Source organism: Thalassotalea sp. ND16A, assembly GCF_000764205.1.
GTDB lineage: Bacteria > Pseudomonadota > Gammaproteobacteria > Enterobacterales > Alteromonadaceae > Thalassotalea_A.
The window spans coordinates 1-18,477 of record NZ_JQDZ01000076.1; the positions used below are offsets into that span (position 1 = coordinate 1).

Here is an 18,477-nt window from a genome sequence, read left to right on the forward strand (position 1 = left end):
TTCAACGACTAATGCTATTGCATCAAGCTTAAATTCTTTTGAATATTTTTTACGTGCTGTCATTTTTTTTCTCCAGTTAAGTCTATTATCTCTTAACTGGGGTAGTCGAATCCATTAAACCACGTCAAACTAATACAGCATGAGAGTTATTGATCTTATGATTTAATAATGTTTGATAAACGCCGAGCTGTAAAGGGGTAAGAGAAATTTTTTGCGATCTAAGAGGATCAGGTTTTGGTTGGCGGGAATTTATTCTCGCGTTATTAGGGGAAGTGGTAGTTAGAAAGTTAGAAAGTTAGAAAGTTAGAAAGTTAGAAAGTTAGAAGGGCAGGTGTTAAGGATTCAAGGTAGCAAGGAATCAAGGGGGCAAGGAAGGTACCGCTGCGCGGTATAACGCGAGGTTAAAAACCCCGCCAACCAAGGGAGGCGTTAGCGATTTTGGTTGGCGGGAATTCATTCTCGCGTTATGGCGTAGCCAAGGGGTTAGTTACCGCGTTGCGGTATTACGCGAGGTTAGAAACCCCGCCAACCATTTGGTTTTGTCTTTGGTTGGCGGGAATTCATTCTCGCGTTATGGCGTAGCCAAGGGGTAGGTACCGCTGCGCGGTATTACGCGAGGTTGAAAACCCCGCCAACCGTTTGGTTTTGTCTTTGGTTGGCGGGAATTTATTCTCGCGTTATGGCGTAGCCAAGGGTTTAGGTACCGCTGCGCGGTATAACGCGAGGTTAAAAACCCCGCCAACTGTTTGGTTTTGTCTTTGGTTGGCGGGAATTTATTCTCGCGCTATGGCGTAGCCAAGGGGTAGGTACCGCTGCGCGGTATTTCGCGAGGTTAAAAACCCCGCCAACCGTTTGGTTTTGTCTTTGGTTGGCGGGAATTTATTCTCGCGTTATGGCGTAGCCAAGGGGTAGGTACCGCGGTGCGGTATTTCGCGAGGTTGAAAACCCCGCCAACCGTTTGGTTTTGTCTTTGGTTGGCGGGAATTTATTCTCGCGTTATTACCGGAAGGTAAGCCCTTTGGTACCGCGCTGCGGTATTACGCGAGGTTAGAAACCCCGCCAACCTTATAACCAAATAGCATCCCAATGAGGGTAATGTGTAACGCTGGTGACCAACTTGGCTCTTAACGGGTTGGCGACTATGTATCTTGCCGTTCTTTTTAAACTTTCATCATGTCTGATGGCATGTTCATAAAAGCCTTGCTGCCACAACTTTCCTTTTTGCTTTAAGGTTTTGTTAATTTTGCTAGCGGAACTGCCTTTCAATTTTTTCATTATCTGACTTAATTGATGATTACCATTTAACTGTATCAACCAATGCAGGTGATCGGGCATTACCACCCAGGCTAGTGATGACAGGATATTTTGCTCATTTAGGGCTTTCATTTCGTTAATGATGATTCTCGCGGCAAGAAAGTTGTCAAAAACGGGCATGCGTTTATGGGTGGTTGCGACTAAATGATAGATCTGATTTTCCGATGAAATGCGGTTTTTTGATAAGTCTTGAGTTGGCATTGTTAAATCCTTTTAACTAATGAGTGTTTGCTAAGTATAGGTTAGGTTTTGGCGGGAGGGTAGGAAGGATTTAGGAGTCAAGGAGTCAAGGAATCAAGGAGTCAAGGAATCAAGGAGTCAAGGAATCAAGGAATCAAGGAGTCAAGGAATCAAGGAATCAAGGAGTCAAGGAATCAAGGAATCAAGGAGTCAAGGAATCAAGGAATCAAGGAGTCAAGGAATCAAGGAGTCAAGGAGTCAAGGAATCAAGGAGTCAAGGAATCAAGGAGTCAAGGAATCAAGGAATCAAGGAGTCAAGGAAGGCCTGAAGGCAGGTATCTGGTTGGCGGGAATTCATTCTCGCGTGATGGCGGTGGCTTAGCTAGTAAGGGTTTTTTACCGCGTTGCGGTATTACGCGAGGTTGAAACCCCGCCAACCAGGGAGCCTGCGGTATTACGCGAGGTTAGAAACCCCGCCAACCGGTTTTGGTTTTGCGGGGGAGGGGGTTATTTTAACTTTGCGCGCATCGCGTTGGAGACTTTTGAGATCGGGGCTTTGCCGAGTTTGTCGCTGATGAACCAGCCGGCGTGTAGCAGTTTGTCAAAATTGATGCCGTGGTTAATGCCTAACCCGTTTAACAGGTAAACCACGTCTTCGGTGGCAACATTGCCTGATGCGCCTTTGGCGTAAGGGCAGCCGCCAAGGCCGGCAACGGCGCAGTCGACAACGCTGACGCCAAGGTTTAACGCGGTATAAATGTTAGTAAGTGCTTGCCCATAGGTGTCATGAAAATGCACCGCCAGTTTATTTATTGGCACGTATTGGTTAACCGCGGCTAACATCTGCTTTACGCTTTGTGGTGTGCCGACGCCAATGGTGTCGCCCAGCGATATCTCATAACAGCCCATATCAAACAATTTTTTCGCCACCATTGCCACTTGCTCGGGCGCAATGTCACCTTCGTACGGACAACCGACCACACAAGACACGTAACCGCGTACCTTTAAGCCTTGCGCTTTTGCCGCTGCGATCACCGGGACAAAACGCGCTAACGATTCATCGATAGAGCAGTTAATGTTTTTTTGGCTAAAGCTTTCTGAGGCGGCGCCAAAGATGGCGACCTCATCGGCATTTACCGCCACCGCAGCTTCAAAGCCTTTTAAGTTTGGCGTCAGTGCGGCGTAAGTGACGTTTTGCTGGCGCTTGATGCCATTAAATACCTCGGTAGATGTCGCCATTTGCGGCACCCATTTCGGTGAGACAAAACTGCCACTTTCAACGTAACTTACGCCGGCATCGGCAAGTTGCTCGATTAACGCGATTTTATCCATCGCGCCGATCAGCGTGGCTTCGTTTTGCAAGCCATCTCTGGGGCCTACTTCCACAATTTTGACGTCTCCGGGCAATAAACTCTCAGTAGTTGCGGTTACTATGGTCATCATGATTCAGCCTCGTCGCTAGTAGCAGTACCAGTTTCTGCGGCAAACGCTAACAATTCTGCGCCACCGTCAACCATATCACCGGCATTAAAATAAAACTCGGTGACTTTGCCGTGCGCTGGCGCTCTGATGGTGTGCTCCATTTTCATCGCTTCCATGATCAGCAGCGGTTGGTCTTTTTCTACCATTTCATTTAACTCAACCAGCAAGGTTACCATAGTGCCGTTCATTGGCGCGTTTAAGCCGCCGGCAGAGCTGTCGGTATTTTGCTCACCAAGATCAATTTCGGTGCGATTAAAATGAATGACGCCATCTTGTTTGAATAAACTGAACTGGCCGTTGTTTCCCCCGATCATCGCCTTTGACATGTAGCCGTTGATGTTGGTAAATAAGGTATTGGCGTCAATACGGCCCTGACAATCAACGGTGTTGCCATCGATGGTGATCAAATAATGAATGGCGCTGCCCTGGCGACGCTCTTCAACGCATACCGGGTAAGTTTGCTCATTGTAATCAATACCAAAGCTGTGCACATGCGCTTCATTTAAACGCCAGGCGTTACTGGCGTTCCATGGCGAATGTGGGTCGTTAATATTGCTGTGCATGTTGGCATTAGAGCTTTGCGCCAGCACTAAATATAGCGCCGCAATGGGTAAATCATTGATCAAGGACAGCTCGTCATCATGAAAAATTAAGTCGTGATGCTTGTCGATAAAGCCGGTATCTATGTCTTCATTGATAAAAGGTTTAGAGGTGGCTAAGTTATAGAGGAAGTCGATATTGGTGGTGACCCCTTTAATCCGATATTCCATTAACGCTTTGCTTAACCGTTGTAGTGCTTTATCCCGGTTTTCATCCCAGACAATTAATTTGGCGATCATCGGATCGTAAAACACGCTCACTTCATCGCCTTGTCTTACCCCAGTGTCGATGCGCACATGCTCACTTTCCACCGGCGGTTGCAAGAACGCCAGTTTACCGGTTGCCGGCAAGAAGTCGTTGTTTGGATCTTCGGCATAAATTCGCGCTTCAAAGGCATGGCCGTTAATGGTTAACTGCTCCTGGCTCAGCGGTAAGGTTTCGCCAGCGGCAACTCGTAATTGCCACTCGACCAAGTCTTGTCCGGTGATCATTTCCGTTACCGGGTGCTCTACCTGCAAGCGGGTGTTCATTTCCATGAAGTAGAAGGAACCGTCGACATCGAGTAAGAATTCAACCGTACCGGCGCCTTGATAGCCGATGGCTTTGGCCGACATAATGGCCGCTTCACCCATTTGCTTGCGCAGTTCTTCGCTCATGCCAAAGGCCGGCGCTTCTTCAATCACTTTTTGGTGACGGCGCTGCACCGAACAATCACGTTCAAACAAATACACGGCGTTATCATGGTTATCACAAAATACCTGTATTTCAACATGGCGCGGCTGGGTAAGGTATTTTTCTACCAGCATAGTGTCATCACCAAACGACGATAATGATTCACGTTTGGCTGCGGCTAGCGCTTCATTGAATTCGGCTTCTGACCACACCTGGCGCATGCCTTTACCACCACCACCGGCGGTGGCTTTTAATAATACCGGATAGCCCATGGCATCGGCGGCTTGTTTAATGATGGCTGCCGATTGATCTTCACCATGATAGCCCGGCACTAAAGGCACGTTGGCTTGTTCCATGATGTTTTTCGCCGCAGACTTTGAGCCCATCGCTTCAATGGCCGGTACCGGTGGGCCGATAAAGGTAATATTGCTGTCGGCACACTTATTACAAAAGTCGGCGTTTTCCGATAAAAATCCGTAGCCCGGATGAATGGCTTGCGCGCCGGTGCGAATTGCCGCGGCAATCACTTTGTCGCCCAATAAATAACTTTCACGCGAGGGGGACGGGCCAATGTAAACGGCTTCATCGGCCATGGTTACATGTAACGAGTCGGCATCGGCATCGGAATATACCGCCACGGTTAAAATGCCCATGGCACGCGCCGTTTTGATCACTCGACAGGCAATTTCACCACGATTCGCTATTAAAATTTTAGTAAACATTTATTATTCCTTATCGCTGCTAGCGGTTGCGTTGCTGGCCCGCCAGGCGGCCGGGCGTTTTTCAAAAAAGCTGGTCAGGCCTTCTTGGCCCTCAGGTGACACGCGAATGGCGGCAATGCGCTCACTGGTATCTTGTAACAGCTCATCATCTACGGTTTGATAAGCGACATCAAAGGCCAGTTGCTTGGCTTGTTTTACTGCCGCCGGGCTATTGGCGAGCAGCGCAGTGATCACTTTTTCTACTTCAACGGTTAAATTATCCACGTCGGTCACTTCGTCTACCAGGCCAAGGTGTAATGCTTTATCGGCAAAAAATCGTTCGGCCGTTTGAAAATAACGTCGACAGGCTTTTAAGCCCATGGCATTTACCACATACGGGCTGATGGTGGCGGGAATTAACCCCAGTTTTACTTCCGATAAACAAAAGCTGGCTTTGTTACTGGCAATGGCAATATCGCAACAACTGACCAAACCTACGGCGCCACCAAAGGCCGCTCCTTGTACTTTGGCGATAGTTGGCTTGTTTAAAAAGTTTAACGTTTTCAGCATAATTGCTAAAGCGTTGGCATCTTTCAGATTTTCGTCATAACTGTAAGTCGCCATGCGTTTCATCCAGCCTAAGTCGGCGCCGGCCGAAAAGCTTTTGCCATTCGACGCCAGTACCATGACCCGTAAGTTATCGTTGTTGCCGATCTCGCTGAACGCCCGGGTTAAGCTTTCGATAATACTGTCATCAAAAGCATTGTGTTTATCGGGGTTGTTCAGGGTGACGGTGGCAACCCCACGTTGATCGATGCTAACTTGCACTTTCTCTGCAGCTTTTGCACCTTTTGCACCGGTATTTTGTGCACTGGTGTTTTCGCCATTGCTATGTTTCATATTGCTAGTTTCCATTCGCGCGCCTATTACATTCTGAACACGCCAAAGCGTGTTTCTTCAATGGTTTTATTCAGGGCGGCAGAAATTGATAAACCCAATACCTGACGAGTTTGGGCCGGATCGATAACGCCATCATCCCACAACCGGGCCGAGGCATAATAGGGATGACCTTGCTTTTCGTATTCGTCAACGATAGGTTGCTTGAAGCTGCTTTCCTGCTCGGCTGACCACTGCTCGCCGGCCTTGTCTTTTTGATCGCGTTTCACCTGTGCCAATACCCCAGCAGCCTGCTCGCCACCCATTACCGAAATACGGGAATTGGGCCACATGAATAAGAAACGCGGATCGTAGGCCCGGCCACACATGCCGTAATTACCGGCGCCAAAGCTGCCACCAATCAATATAGTAAATTTTGGAACTTGCGCGGTGGCAACCGCGGTAACCATTTTGGCGCCGTGCTTGGCAATACCGCCGGCTTCGTATTGCTTACCCACCATAAAGCCGGTGATGTTTTGTAAAAACACCAAAGGAATTTTACGTTGCGCACAAAGCTCGATAAAGTGTGCGCCTTTTTGCGCCGACTCGGCAAATAAAATACCGTTGTTGGCGACTATGCCCACCGGGTAACCGAAGATGTTGGCAAAACCACAGACTAAGGTGGTGCCATACAACTCTTTAAATTCATCAAAGTTACTGCCATCGACAATACGGGCGATAATTTCGCGCACATCGTAGGGCTGGCGCGCATCTTTGGGAATGATGCCGTAAATTTCGTCGGTATCATAATCCGGTTCAACCACCTCTTTGATCGCCATTTGCTGTGGCTTAATGCGGTTTAAATTGGCGACCGACTGGCGCACCAGCTGTAAGGCGTGGTGATCGTTTTGCGCGTAATGATCGGCAACCCCTGAAGTGCGACAATGCACGTCGGCACCACCTAAATCTTCTGCGCTGACCACTTCACCGGTGGCAGCTTTAACCAGCGGCGGACCGGCAAGGAAAATAGTGCCTTGCTCTTTGACGATAATCGATTCATCGGCCATCGCTGGCACATAGGCACCACCGGCAGTACAAGAGCCCATTACCGCGGCAATTTGCGGAATGTTTTGCGCCGACATATTGGCCTGGTTAAAGAAGATACGGCCAAAATGCTCTCGGTCGGGGAATACTTCATCCTGATTCGGTAAATTGGCGCCACCTGAGTCGACCAGCGAAATACACGGCAGGTTATTTTCTTGCGCGATGGTTTGCGCACGGATGTGTTTTTTCACAGTAAGCGGAAAATAGGTGCCGCCTTTTACCGTCGCATCGTTGACGATGATCACACATTCCTGACCACTGACCCGGCCAATGCCGGTAATAATGCCGGCTGCCGGCACATTGGCGCTGTACACATCCATTGCTGCCAGTTGTGAAAACTCTAAAAACGGCGAGCCGGGATCAAGCAGGTGATAAACCCGGTCTCTGGGCAATAACTTGCCTCGACTTAAATGCCTTGCGCGAGATTTGTCACCGCCACCTTGTTTAATGGTCTCAAGGGTTGCAGTTAAATCGTTAACCTGCGCTTGCATATGCGCAGTGTTGTCGGCAAATTCCTGACTACGGGTATTTATTTTACTGATTAATTTTGCCACGGGGGGTCCTTAAATTCTCTACAGTCTTCGACTATTAGGTACGCGGTACAAGGTACAAGGTACAGGCAGTGAGGCATTAGAAATGAGGAACTGATCATGATACAAAGCAGATTTTTATAAATCATGGTTAAAGAATTTAAAACACTCTTTTACCATCAAACATTCTGCCTGTACCTTGTACCTCGTCTCTTGTACCTCGTCTCTTGTACCTCGTCTCTTGTACCTCGGTCCTTTCCTACGACTCGTTAAATAACTCGCGGCCAATTAGCATGCGGCGAATTTCTGACGTACCGGCACCAATTTCATAAAGTTTAGCATCTCGTAATAAACGGCCTGCCGGGAATTCGTTGATGTAACCATTGCCACCTAACAACTGGATCGCATCCAGTGCCATTTTGGTTGCCAGCTCGGCTGAGTATAAAATTACCGCTGCTGCGTCTTTTCTTGTGGTTTCGCCACGATCGGCTGCCATAGCACACATATAGGCATACGATTTAGCGGCATTCATTTGGGTGTACATGTCGGCGATTTTGCCTTGTACCAGCTGGAATTCACCAATGGATTGACCAAATTGTTTACGGTCATGAATGTAGGGCACAACCAAGTCCATACACGCGTCCATAATGCCTAACGGGCCGCCAGAAAGTACTAAGCGCTCGTAGTCTAAGCCAGACATCAATACCCGCACGCCTTTGCCTTCTTCGCCTAAAATGTTTTCTGCCGGCACTTCACAGTCCTGGAATACCAGTTCACAGGTGTTGGAACCACGCATGCCTAATTTATCGAGTTTTTGATGACGAGAAAAACCTGGGTAATCACGCTCAACAATAAACGCGGTAATGCCTTTAGAGCCGGCGCTGGTGTCAGTTTTAGCGTAAATGATGTAAACGTTCGCATCTGGACCGTTGGTGATCCACATCTTGTTGCCGTTTAACACGTACTTGTCGCCTTTTTTCTCGGCTTTAAGTTTCATACTCACCACATCAGAGCCGGCATTTGGCTCACTCATTGCTAATGCGCCAATGTGTTCACCGCTGCAGAGTTTTGGCAAGTACGTTAATTTTTGTTGATGCGAGCCATTTTTGCTCAACTGGTTTAAACATAGGTTAGACATAGCGCCATAACTCAAACCAACCGAAGCCGAGGCGCGGCTGATCTCTTGCATTGCTACCATGTGCTCCAGGTAACCAAGGTCTGAGCCACCGTATTGTTCGGCAACGGTCATGCCTAATAAGCCCATGTCACCAAATTTGCGCCATAAGTCATTGGGAAATTCGTTATCAATATCGATTTGTTCGGCACGTGGCGCTATTTCGTCACGGGCAAACGCGTTAACTTGATCGCGGATCATGTCTACGGTTTCGCCTAAATTAAAGTTTAAACTTGAGAAGCTTGAAATCATTGTCTGATCCTTAAATGTAATTTGTTTATCTGGCTGGCGTCTGGGTTAACGAGTAGGGTTATCCCGAGCTCAGCTCATTTCACTAATGTTTTTGGTACTGTTTTTGGTACTGTTTTAGTTACTGGTTTAGTTACTGGTTTAGTTACTGGTTTAATTCTTGGTGTGCTGTTTCACAGCGTTTTTCTAATGTATCTAACTCCATCAATACCACTTTGATGTCGTCTAACTGTTGTTTTAATGCGCTTTTTTTATCTGAAATTAATTGCTTAATGGTTGCTAACTGACTGGTATTGGTTTTATCCACGTCATAAAGTTCAAACAAGCGACCGGTTTCGGCTAAGGTAAAGCCTAAGCGTTTACCGCGTAAAATCAGCTTTAACCGCACCCGATCTCTGCGGTTATAAATGCGAGTTTGGCCTTTTCTCATCGGCAACAATAGCCCTTCGTCTTCATAAAAACGTATGCTACGTGTCGTAATATCAAACTCTCTGGCCAAATCGCCAATGGAAAATGTTGCTGTTTTCTGAGTAACCATAGCATCGATATAAATTAAAATTTGCAATGAGTATAGACAAAGATGAAGTTTACGTAAAGGTAAACTTAGAATGCGTATATTTGATTGCTGGCAACCTATCTTTACTTTCTGTCAGTGCAGCTTTGTCTATATTTTTGTACACTATAGCCGTTTTCGTGGTTAATTAAGTATTTGGTTGACGTTGGCGTAAAGTTAGAAAGTGATGTACTCTATTGGCAGTTAATTATAGTTAAAAAAGGGCAAATCGCATGTCATTATCAGATCCTATCGTAATCGTTTCCGCCGTCAGAACACCTATGGGTGGGTTTATGGGCGCGCTTAGCGACGTAACTTCACCAACGCTAGGGGCACAAGCCATTCGCGCGGCCGTAAGTCAGGCCAACCTTGCCAACGATCAAATCGATGAAGTGGTTATGGGCTGTGTATTGGCCGCCGGGTTAAAACAGGCGCCAGCAAGACAAGCGGCGTTAGGTGCCGATTTAGCATTATCCACGGTATGTTCAACGGTATCGAAAGTGTGTGGTTCAGGCATGAAAGCGGCCATGAACGCTTACGACTCATTAGCGGCAGGCTCTATTGATGTTGCCGTTGCCGGTGGTTTTGAAAGCATGTCACAAGCGCCTTATATGTTAGCAAAAGCTCGCGGCGGTATGCGCATGGGCCATGGTCAGGTGCAAGATCACATGATGCTTGACGGTTTAGAAAATGCCTATGACGGCGTTGCCATGGGCTGTTTTGCTCAGGACACGGCCGATGATGTGGCGTTTACCCGCGAAGACATGGATGCGTTTGCGATTGCTTCATTAAACAAAGCCAATGCCGCCATTGACAATGGCCACTTTAAAGAAGAGATCACTGCGGTAACTTATAAAACTCGTCGTGGCGATGTCACGGTTGATACCGATGAACAACCTGGCAATGCTCGCCCGGAAAAAATTCCTTCATTACGTGCTGCCTTTAAACGCGACGGTACGATCACCGCGGCCAACTCAAGTTCTATCTCAGATGGTGCTGCAGCAATGGTAATGATGCGCGCATCGGAAGCTGAAAAACGCGGTTTAACCCCATTATGTAAAGTGGTTGGCCATACCAACCATGCGCAGAAACCAGCCGAATTTACCGTAGCACCAGTAGGCGCGATGAATAAATTATTCGCCCGCATTGGCTGGACTAAAGCAGACGTTGATTTATTTGAAATCAACGAAGCGTTTGCCATGGTGACTATGCTGGCGATTAAAGAATTAGGGCTTGATGGCGAAAAAGTAAACGTACACGGTGGTGCATGTGCCTTGGGCCATCCAATTGGCGCCAGTGGTGCCCGTATTATGGTGACTCTTATTCACGCGTTAAAACAACGCGGCTTATCAAAAGGTGTCGCCTCACTGTGTATCGGTGGTGGTGAAGCCACAGCCATCGCCATAGAGATGCTTTAAACAAATTACGGAATAAACCGCAGCCTGTGCTGCGGTTTTTGTTTTATAGATTAAATATAATATTAGGTATCAAGGTATTAAGGTATCAAGGTATCAAGGTATCAAGGTATCAAGGTATTAAGGTATCAAGGTATCAAGGTATCAAGGTATTAAGGTATTAAGGTATTAAGGTATTAAGGTATCAAGGTATCAAGGTATCAAGGTATTAAGGTATCAAGGTATCAAGGTATCAAGGTATCAAGGTATTAAGGTATCAAGGTATCAAGGTATTAAGGTATCAAGGTATCAAGGTATCAAGGTATCAAGGTATCAAGGTATCAAGGTATCAAGGTATCAAGGTATAAGGATTAAGGTGCTAGTTCCTAGTTCCCAGTTCCTAATATTCAATTTCAGGAATTAACGATGAATTTCAACTTATCTGAAGATCAGCAAATGTTTGCCGAAATGGCCAGTCAATTTGCGCAAGCTGAATTTGCCCCGCATGCGGCTAAATGGGACAGCGAACACATATTTCCCAAAGACGTCATTGCCAAAGCCGGAGAGCTGGGTTTTTGTGGTTTATACAGCCCTGAAGATGCCGGTGGCTTAGGTTTATCACGTCTCGATTCTTCCATTATTTTTGAACAGCTTGCGATGGGCTGTACCGCCACCACGGCAATGATCACCATTCATAACATGGCCACCTGGATGGTCGCCACCTGGGGCACTGAAGCCGTGAAAAACCAGTGGTGTGACGGTTTAGTGTCAGGCCAGCAACTTGCTTCTTATTGTTTAACCGAGCCAGGCGCCGGCTCCGATGCGGCATCACTTCGTACCTCTTGTAAAAAAGATGGTGATGAATATGTGATCAACGGCTCGAAAGTGTTTATCTCGGGTGCAGGCGATACCGACGTATTAATTGCAATGGTGCGCACCGGTGGTCCTGGTGCTAAAGGCATCTCTGCCGTGGTTATACCCGCCAATGCTGCCGGTGTTATTTACGGCAAAGCCGAAGAAAAACTGGGCTGGAACGCGCAGCCGACACGACAAATTACCTTTGAAGATGTTCGCATCCCGGTTGCCAACTTATTGGGCAATGAAGGCGAAGGTTTTGCCATCGCGATGAAAGGCTTAGACGGCGGTCGCATTAATATTGCCACTTGTTCTATTGGTACCGCGCAACAAGCATTAAATACGGCGATGACTTATATGCAAGAGCGTGAGCAATTTGGTAAGCCGATTGCCGCATTTCAGGGGATGCAGTTTAAACTTGCCGATATGGCGACAGAATTAGTCGCGGCGCGTCAAATGGTACGCTTGGCGGCGTTTAAATTAGACAACAACGATCCGGAAAAAACCGCCTATTGTGCCATGGCAAAACAGTTTGCCACCGATGTTGGTTTTAAAGTATGTGATGCGGCGCTGCAAATTCATGGCGGTTACGGTTACATCAAAGAGTACCCGTTAGAGCGTCATTTCAGAGATGTACGGGTACACCAGATTTTAGAAGGCACCAATGAGATCATGCGTCTTATTGTATCGCGTCGTTTGTTAACCGAAGGTGCAGGCCAGATTTTATAAACTTCGTTTCTAAAATAAGTTTATAAAATAAATTTTATAAACGAGCCAAGCAACACAACCCTGTGCTTCACAAGAATATGTAGAGAATACGATGACAGATTTATTACAACTTGAAAAAACCGGTAATACTGCGGTAATTACCTTCAATAACCCACCGGCCCATACCTGGACGGTAGAAAGCTTGTCAGCGTTAACCACTATGGTTGAACAGCTGAATCAGGACAAAGACATTTACGCACTCGTGCTTACTGGCGGCGGTGAAAAGTTCTTTTCGGCGGGCGCTGATTTAAATCTTTTTGCCGATGGCGATAAAGAGACGGCTACACTAATGTCTAATTTATTTGGTCAGGCGTTTGAAACATTATCATCGTTTCGGGGTGTGTCGATTGCCGCCATTAACGGCTGGTCGATGGGTGGCGGTTTGGAAGTGGCGCTGGCCTGTGATCTGCGCATTGCCGAAGAGCACGCCAACATGGCGTTGCCGGAAGCCTCGGTTGGTTTATTGCCATGTGCCGGTGGCACGCAAAACTTGCATCTATTGGTTGGCGAAGGCTGGACCAAACGGATGATTTTATGTGGCGAACGGGTTGATGCGGCAACGGCACTGCGCATTGGTTTGGTCGAAGAAGTGGTGGCCAAAGGCGCAGCAAAAGATGCAGCGATTGCCCTGGCTGGCAAAGTGGCTCGCCAAAGTCCGGTTGCGGTAGCAGCCTGTAAAGAGCTGATCCAAATGAACCGCTCTATGCCAATTAGCAAAGCATTGCCAATTGAGCGTGCCGCCTTTGTTGATTTGTTTGATTCAAAAGATCAAAGCGAAGGGGTGAACGCATTCTTAGAAAAACGTAAGCCCATTTGGCTAAATGAATAGTGGTTAACCGAATAATTAAGGTAACAGGTAAGGTAAAAATTGATTATGTCTGAAGTTGTATTATTTGAAGAAATCAGTTGCGCGAATGGTAAGAGTATTGGCCTTGCCACATTAAATTCTGAGCGCTCATTAAATGCGTTAAGTCACGACATGGTGAAAGCCCTGTACCCACAATTAGTGGCTTGGCAAGCAGATAACAATATTGCCCTGGTATTTTTACAAGGTGCCGGTGAAAAAGCCTTCTGTGCCGGTGGCGATATTGTGCATTTATATAATAATTTACCGGTAAATAACGGCGATAAAGCGCCTGCTATTGAAGAGTTTTTCAAAGATGAATACCAGGTAGATCATTTAATTCACGCCTACCAAAAGCCGATTGTGATCTGGGGCAATGGTATTGTTATGGGGGGCGGTTTAGGTCTAATGGCCGGTGGCTCGCACCGCGTGGTTACCGAAAATACCCGCATTGCCATGCCGGAAATCAGCATCGGCTTGTACCCTGATGTTGGTGGTACCTATTTTTTAAATAAAATGCCGAACAATTGTGGCTTGTTTTTAGGCTTAACCGGCGCATCTATCAATGCGGCCGATGCCAAATATACCCAATTAGCCGATCATTTCGTCAATAATGATAAAAAAGGCGAAGTTATTGATAAGTTGGTTACGGTAAAGTGGGGCGATACTGTTGCCCTTAATCATGAAAAGTTATCTGCCGTATTGGTGGAATGCGAGCAAGCATCCATTACCAGCATGGCACTATCGAACGTGCAACAGCATCAGGAATTAATTGATACCGTTACCGCACACGAAACATTGACCGCCATTGTCGAGCATATTGCCGCCATTGAGGTTGAAGATAAATGGTTTAACCGAGCACAAAAATCACTTGCCCATGGCAGTGCCTTAAGTGCGCAGTTAACCTACCGTCAAATTCAGACCGGTAAAAATTTATCGTTAGCCGATTGTTTTCGTCTTGAACTGACCATTTCCACTAAATGTGGTGAATATGGAGAGTTTAAAGAAGGCGTACGCGCATTATTGATTGAGAAAGACAATAAGCCGAACTGGGCGTTTGCCGATGTTGCCAGTGTCGATCAAGACGTTATCGACTGGTTCTTCACTTCAAACTGGAGTGAGAGTGAGCATCCGTTAGCAGGTTTAGGGTAAAAAAAGCTACGGGCTAAAAGCAAAAGAATGCTACGAGAAAAAGAAGGCAACGGGCAAAAAAGATGCTACGAGCTGCGGGCAGATAGCAACGCGTAACGAAACCGGTTGGCGGGGTTTTAACCTCGCGTAATTGCCGCAACGCGGTAACTAAAAAAAAGCTACGGGCAATAAAAATGCTACGAGCTGCGGGCAGGGTTGGCGGGGTTTTAACCTCGCGTAATTGCCGCAACGCGGTAACTAAAAAAAGCTACGGGCAATAAAATGCTACGAGCTACGGGCAGGGTTGGCGGGGTTTTAACCTCGCGTAATTAGCGCAACGCGGTAACTAAAAAAAAGCTACGGGCAATAAAATAGCTACGAGCTACGGGCAGGGTTGGCGGGGTTTTAACCTCGCGTAATTAGCGCAACGCGGTAACTAAAAAAAAGCTACGGGCAATAAAATGCTACGAGCTGCGGGCAGGGTTGGCGGGGTTTTAACCTCGCGTAATTAGCGCAACGCGGTAACGAAAATAAGAAGGCTGCGAGTATAAGAAGGCTGCGGGCATAAAAGGCTACGAGCTACGAGCAGATAGTTTGGACCGTAAGCAATATTGAAATTAACGCAGTCTGCCAGCAGCTATTAGCCCGAAGCCAGTAGCTATTATATTCGCAGACTGCCAGAAGCTAGTTGCTAGTAGCCAGCAGCCGAAGCTTTAACAACACAATAGGGTTGGCAGGTTAAAGCCGACCTTAAAAAATTATAACGATTTAACAAACTTAGGAGTAAACCCATGGCAAATGTTGCATTTATTGGTTTAGGTAATATGGGCGGCCCAATGGCGTCTAACCTGTTAAAAGCTGGTCATAAAGTGGCTGTGTTTGATTTGTTTCCACAAGCGGTGGCAACGTTAGTCGCCGAAGGTGCCACTACCGCCGATACGGTTGCTGGCACGGTTACTGATGCCGAGTTTATTGTATCAATGTTGCCCGCAGGCAAACACGTTGAAGGGTTGTTTTTAGGTGATGATGGTTTAATTAACCATATTAAAGCCGGCGCTTTAGTTATCGACTCTTCGACTATCGATAAAACTACCGTAGTGAAAGTGGCAACAGCACTAAGCGATAAGGGCATTAACTTTATCGATGCGCCAGTCTCTGGTGGTGTTGGTGGCGCGCAAGCCGGCACATTAAGCTTTATGGTTGGCGGTAGTGCAAGCGATTTTAATACCGCAAAACCGGTACTGGATAACATGGGCAAAAACATTTTCCATGCCGGTGACCATGGTGCCGGCCAGGTAGCGAAAGTGTGTAACAACATGCTGTTGGCTATTCTAATGTCGGGTACATCAGAAGCGTTACAATTGGGGATGGATAATGGCTTAGATCCAAAAGTCTTATCGGAAATCATGTTACAAAGCTCGGGTAGAAACTGGACCTTAGAAGTGTACAACCCATGCCCAGGTGTGATGGAAAATGTACCATCGTCGAATGATTATAACGGTGGTTTTATGACTGATCTGATGGCCAAAGATTTAGGTTTGGCGATGGATACTGCAGTACAAAGTCAATCAGCAACACCGATGGGAACTTTGGCTCGCAGTTTATTTGCGTTACATGCCGGTAAAGGCAATGGCGCTAAAGATTTCAGCAGTATTATAAAAATGTTTGAAAAGGCAAAATAATGAATTTACAAGATAAAGTAATTGTAATTACCGGTGGTGGCCAGGGTTTAGGTCGCACCATGGCGGTTGAGTTTGCCAAAAAAGGCGCAAAACTGGCATTGATCGATTTAGGCGAAGAAATGCTGGCCGAAACGGTAAGTTTGGTAGAACAAGCGGGCAGCACGGCAAAGTTCTATTTAGCCAACGTCACTAACGAAGAACAAATAGAGCAAACCTTTGCACAAATTGCTGGTGACTTTAATGGTATTGACGGTTTAGTCAACAATGCCGGAATTTTACGCGATGGCATGTTTGTAAAAGCAAAAGACGGTGAAATTACCAAAAAAATGTCCCTTGCTCAGTTCCAGTCAGTCATTGATGTGAACTTAACCGGCGTGTTTTTATGTGGCCGGGAAGCCGCGGTACAAATGATCAAACACGGCAGAAAAGGTGTGATCATCAATATGTCATCTATCGCCCGTGGCGGTAACATGGGACAAACTAACTACGCTGCGGCAAAAGCCGGCGTAGTTGCAATGACTGTTACCTGGGCACGTGAGTTAGGAAGACAAGGTATTCGTGTCGGTGCAATTGCCCCAGGTGTTATTAAAACGGCAATGACCGATGCGATGAAACCAGAAATGCGTGAGCGTTTAGAAAAAATGAAACCTGTCGGCCGGTTAGGTACACCAGAAGAAATTGCTCATACCGCGCAATACATTTTTGAAAATGATTTCTTTACTGGCCGTGTAGTGGAATGTGACGGTGGCTTAAGTATGTAAGAGCCAGGGCTACGGGCTAAAAGGCTACGAGCTTCTGGCAGGTTGCGTTAATTTCAATATAGTTGGCGGGAATTTATTCTCGGGTAATTACCGAAGCTAAGCTTTAGGTACCGCTGCGCGGTATTTCGCGAGGCTGAAGCCCCGCCAACCGGCTTATATAGTTCTTAGTTCCTAGCTTCGGCCACTAGCTTCGGGCCACTAGCTTCGGGCCGATTGCGTTGATTTGGCTCTTGGTTGGCGGGAATTTATTCTCGCGTAATTACCGAAGGTAAGCTTTAGGTACCGCTGCGCGGTATTTCGCGAGGCTGAAGCCCCGCCAACCGGCTTATATAGTTCTTAGTTCCTAGCTTCGGCCACTAGCTTCGGGCAGATTGCGTTAATTTGGCCTTTGGTTGGCGGGAATTTATTCTCGCGTAATTACCGAAGCTAAGCTTTAGGTATCGCTGCGCGGTATGACGCGAGGCTGAAGCCCCGCCAACCGTGCCCCTCGCTTCTTTGCTTTTAGCCATAGCAAGATTATGTTAAATTCAATATCGTATCATTATGCGAGGTTGAAACCCCGCCAACTGCCCGTAGCTCGTAGCTTTTTTAGCCCGTAGCATTTTTTGCTCGTAGCACTTAGCCAGCAGCATTTAGCCCACATTTAAATTGAGCAAAAAACATGAACAGAACATTATTTTTAGATCGCGACGGTATCATTAATGTCGATCATGGTTATGTGTATAAGCCTCAAGAGTTTGAATTTGTCGATGGTATTTTTGAGGTCTGTCGTTACGCGCAAGAGCTGGGCCTGCAAATCATTGTCATCACCAATCAATCTGGAATTGCTCGTGGTATGTATTCGGAACAAGACTTTTTAAAGCTAAGCGAGTGGATGAAAGCCGAATTTATCAAAGAACAAGTGATCATAACCGATGTTTATTTTTGCCCGCATCACCCAACCAAAGGTTTAGATGCTTATAAAATCGCCTGTGATTGTCGCAAACCGAAACCGGGAATGATTTTATCTGCCGCCAAAAAACATAACATCGACTTAAAACAAAGCATTTTCATTGGGGATAAAACTTCAGATATGACCGCGGCGCAAGATGCGGGCATCCATAACCGTATTTTAGTGAGTGGAAAATACTCGGATGACGGTGCTATTTGGGCGCATCGTATCGAAGATATCAAACAAGCAATCGCTTATATCGATTAAAAGCGAGTGGAATTGACCGATAACCAGTTCGTTTTGTGCAATTAATAACCAGTTAAACATTTATTTCAATTTATTTGCAAAAAGCTGTTGCCCCCGGCGTAAAAACCCCTAAAATGCGCATCCACTTCCAAGGCACTTCTTCTTACGAGAGTGAAAGATTTGCTAAGGACAGTTTTGCTAATGTTGTAAACGATATTTAACTAAATACTCGATTGCAAACGACAACAAATTAATTTGAAAATTCTTTAAATTAACGGTTGACATCAAAACTGAGGTGCGTAGAATGCGCATCCTACTTAAGGCAAGCACAGCGCGCCTTACAGTACTAAAGAGCAGCGAATGCGACTGACTCTTTCCATAAGTTTTCAACTTATGATTCTTTAACAATTAGTTATCATGCAATTTGTGT

General features: G+C 46.5%; 14 protein-coding genes. 7 read left to right on the plus strand and 7 right to left on the minus strand.

Annotated features, from left to right (window positions below; translation table 11 throughout):
- Positions 1-1,065: 1,065 nt before the first annotated feature.
- The 7 genes from ND16A_RS07250 to ND16A_RS07220 all read right to left on the minus strand — a co-directional run bounded on the left by ND16A_RS07250 (position 1,066) and on the right by ND16A_RS07220 (position 9,420).
- Positions 1,066-1,515 carry an REP-associated tyrosine transposase gene (locus ND16A_RS07250; protein ID WP_033078040.1) on the minus strand — a complete coding sequence of 150 codons (450 nt, stop codon included), beginning with the start codon at positions 1,513-1,515 and terminating at the stop codon, positions 1,066-1,068.
- 486 nt (positions 1,516-2,001) lie between these two features.
- Entirely contained in the window at positions 2,002-2,937 is a 936-nt protein-coding gene (locus ND16A_RS07245; protein ID WP_327144657.1) for a hydroxymethylglutaryl-CoA lyase, read from the minus strand.
- Positions 2,934-4,970 (minus strand): acetyl/propionyl/methylcrotonyl-CoA carboxylase subunit alpha, encoded by a 2,037-nt coding sequence (locus ND16A_RS07240; RefSeq protein ID WP_033078041.1) that lies wholly within the window; start codon positions 4,968-4,970, stop codon positions 2,934-2,936. Before ND16A_RS07240 ends, ND16A_RS07245 begins: the two co-directional genes overlap by 4 nt.
- Before the next feature lie 3 nt (positions 4,971-4,973).
- On the minus strand, positions 4,974-5,864 hold the full coding sequence (locus ND16A_RS07235) for an enoyl-CoA hydratase/isomerase family protein (RefSeq protein ID WP_235282130.1): 891 nt from the start codon (positions 5,862-5,864) through the stop codon (positions 4,974-4,976).
- Positions 5,865-5,875: 11 nt separating this feature from the next.
- The gene (locus tag ND16A_RS07230; protein ID WP_033078042.1) at positions 5,876-7,483 is read right to left on the minus strand and encodes a carboxyl transferase domain-containing protein; all 1,608 of its coding nucleotides are present in this window, start codon (positions 7,481-7,483) and stop codon (positions 5,876-5,878) included.
- A gap of 235 nt (positions 7,484-7,718) precedes the next feature.
- Entirely contained in the window at positions 7,719-8,885 is a 1,167-nt protein-coding gene (locus ND16A_RS07225; RefSeq protein WP_033078043.1) for an isovaleryl-CoA dehydrogenase, read from the minus strand.
- Positions 8,886-9,027: 142 nt separating this feature from the next.
- Positions 9,028-9,420 (minus strand): MerR family transcriptional regulator, encoded by a 393-nt coding sequence (locus tag ND16A_RS07220; RefSeq protein ID WP_052073141.1) that lies wholly within the window; start codon positions 9,418-9,420, stop codon positions 9,028-9,030.
- A gap of 248 nt (positions 9,421-9,668) precedes the next feature.
- Here ND16A_RS07220 and ND16A_RS07215 point away from each other — a divergent pair, with 248 nt between their 5' ends.
- The 7 genes from ND16A_RS07215 to gmhB all read left to right on the plus strand — a co-directional run bounded on the left by ND16A_RS07215 (position 9,669) and on the right by gmhB (position 18,068).
- Positions 9,669-10,853: an acetyl-CoA C-acyltransferase gene (locus ND16A_RS07215; RefSeq protein ID WP_033078044.1), complete on the plus strand. Its 1,185-nt coding sequence runs from the start codon at positions 9,669-9,671 to the stop codon at positions 10,851-10,853.
- A gap of 402 nt (positions 10,854-11,255) precedes the next feature.
- Positions 11,256-12,413 (plus strand): acyl-CoA dehydrogenase family protein, encoded by a 1,158-nt coding sequence (locus ND16A_RS07210; protein WP_033078045.1) that lies wholly within the window; start codon positions 11,256-11,258, stop codon positions 12,411-12,413.
- 91 nt (positions 12,414-12,504) lie between these two features.
- Complete coding sequence (locus ND16A_RS07205) at positions 12,505-13,281, plus strand: enoyl-CoA hydratase (RefSeq protein ID WP_033078046.1); 777 nt, start codon at positions 12,505-12,507, stop codon at positions 13,279-13,281.
- A 45-nt stretch (positions 13,282-13,326) separates the two neighbouring features.
- On the plus strand, positions 13,327-14,448 hold the full coding sequence (locus ND16A_RS07200) for an enoyl-CoA hydratase/isomerase family protein (RefSeq protein WP_033078047.1): 1,122 nt from the start codon (positions 13,327-13,329) through the stop codon (positions 14,446-14,448).
- Positions 14,449-15,218: 770 nt separating this feature from the next.
- The gene (gene mmsB, locus ND16A_RS07195; protein WP_033078048.1) at positions 15,219-16,109 is read left to right on the plus strand and encodes a 3-hydroxyisobutyrate dehydrogenase; all 891 of its coding nucleotides are present in this window, start codon (positions 15,219-15,221) and stop codon (positions 16,107-16,109) included.
- Positions 16,109-16,870, plus strand: a complete 762-nt coding sequence (locus ND16A_RS07190) for an SDR family oxidoreductase (RefSeq protein WP_033078049.1) — start codon at positions 16,109-16,111, stop codon at positions 16,868-16,870. The genes mmsB and ND16A_RS07190 overlap by 1 nt, the downstream gene beginning before the upstream one ends.
- A gap of 661 nt (positions 16,871-17,531) precedes the next feature.
- Positions 17,532-18,068 (plus strand): D-glycero-beta-D-manno-heptose 1,7-bisphosphate 7-phosphatase, encoded by a 537-nt coding sequence (gmhB, locus tag ND16A_RS07185; protein ID WP_033078050.1) that lies wholly within the window; start codon positions 17,532-17,534, stop codon positions 18,066-18,068.
- The last annotated feature ends 409 nt before the right edge of the window (positions 18,069-18,477 follow it).